The 1,641-nt window shown below is 40.2% G+C and carries 1 protein-coding gene; it reads left to right on the forward strand.

Annotation, left to right across the window (positions count from 1 at the left end; translation table 11 throughout):
* Positions 1 to 665: 665 nt before the first annotated feature.
* The coding region (locus G604_RS14535; protein WP_036905849.1) for a leucine-rich repeat protein at positions 666 to 1,641 on the forward strand (976 nt) is incomplete at its 3' end.

Genomic DNA, 1,641 nt, shown 5'->3' on the forward strand with positions numbered 1-1,641 from the left:
AATAAATCATTCTAGCCCCATTCAAAATAAATGTTCTTTGCCATTTTGGGACAAAAGTGTCTATTTATGATGGGGGTATGAATTATATAGGCTAAGTTGAAATCGTGGATGGAGGCCTGCAGTTGGAGGTATCATGCTATGATTACCAAGGCTGGCTTTCAGCCTATACCCGCGATTTCCCCTGCTTTCGCCCTCAATTTATCTGTAAAAATTTCAAATATTGGGTGTTTTTACGCCAATTATTGCCTGTTTAACACTATTTAACATTCTTGGTGGTTGATGTATCGCAAAATCTATGTACTTTTGCTCCCGGATTTAAGAGTGCTCGTGAGTGGGCATGATGATTCAAATCAACTAAATAAAAACGTGTGAAGGACGATGCTAAAGATTAGTTCTACAACAAATCGAGAAAGTAATGTTGACAAAAACCGTGAAAAGGTAATGTTTTGCTACCGCCGAGCGGTAACAAGAGGCGAAATGTCATTCTTCTGAACAGCATGAACGGAGCAGAGGAAGCGAAGATTGTTCTTGCTACGGCAAGATGATAGTAGCTTTCGGGTAAGGCTTCGGGTTCCAGCATACATAGTTAATATATAATAAAGAAAATAGATTGTTAATAGAAGCATGGTAGTGCCCGTGCGTCAAGTTTTTTTTATGAATTATTTATGAGACGAACTTATTTTTGGAGATTTTTCCTGATTGCCATCGTTTCTCTTGCCTCGCTTACAGCATCTGCTTATACAGATGGTGAGCAAGTGACAATTGGTGACTTCAAGTTCATTGTGGTTTCGGCAGCGAAGCACCAGTTGGGTCTGCTCGGAGTTTCCAATTGCAAAGGAAAGGATGTGGTGATTCCCGATACCATCTTTGATGGTAAAGATGAAACTTTCACTGTAACACAGATAGCTGCTCTTTGCAATTGGAATAATCCTAAGAGCATCAAACTGCCGGAGACTTTGGAAACTATCCAAACTCAGACCTTTTGCGGTGTTAAAGATGTAGATACGCTTATTATTCCCAAGAATGTTACGAGTATTAGTAACTCAGCTTTTGCCACAACAACTTATTTTCCATACTTCATCGTTGAAAATGGTAATTCTTGTTTCGAGTCAGATGCTGACGGCATCCTTTATTACAACTATACAGATAAAAATGGCGTAAAACAGAAGAGCCTGTTTGCTGTGCCCACTAATTTTGCTCCTAAAGACAGCATATATATTATTAAAGAAGGTGTAACTGAAACTACCAGTTCACTTTCAAGTAATGAGAATATTAAGAAGATAATATTCCCTAAGAGTCTTACCTCCTTCCAAAATCCATGGCCACGCTTTGATACAAAGTGTACTAATCTTAAGGAATTTGCAGTGGCGGAGGGTAATGAGCACTTCCAGATCATTCAGGGCATACTTTGCACCAAGGGCAAAAACGGAGGAGAGTCTGCTCTTTGTATGCCTTATGGATTGGCGCATGAGAAGGACACTCTGAAGACTTTTCGCTTTGACGATAGGATTGTAAATGTCCTAACTTATGCTGTACGAACTGAATGGGTAGTGGACACACTTGATATGAATAATGTGAAGACCCTTATTGGTGAAGCTTGTGTATCTTTCGGCCCAAGGGGGATTGTCCGTGGCGGGCGGA

Origin of the sequence: Prevotella sp. AGR2160, from assembly GCF_000424185.1 — a bacterium.
GTDB lineage: Bacteria > Bacteroidota > Bacteroidia > Bacteroidales > Bacteroidaceae > Prevotella.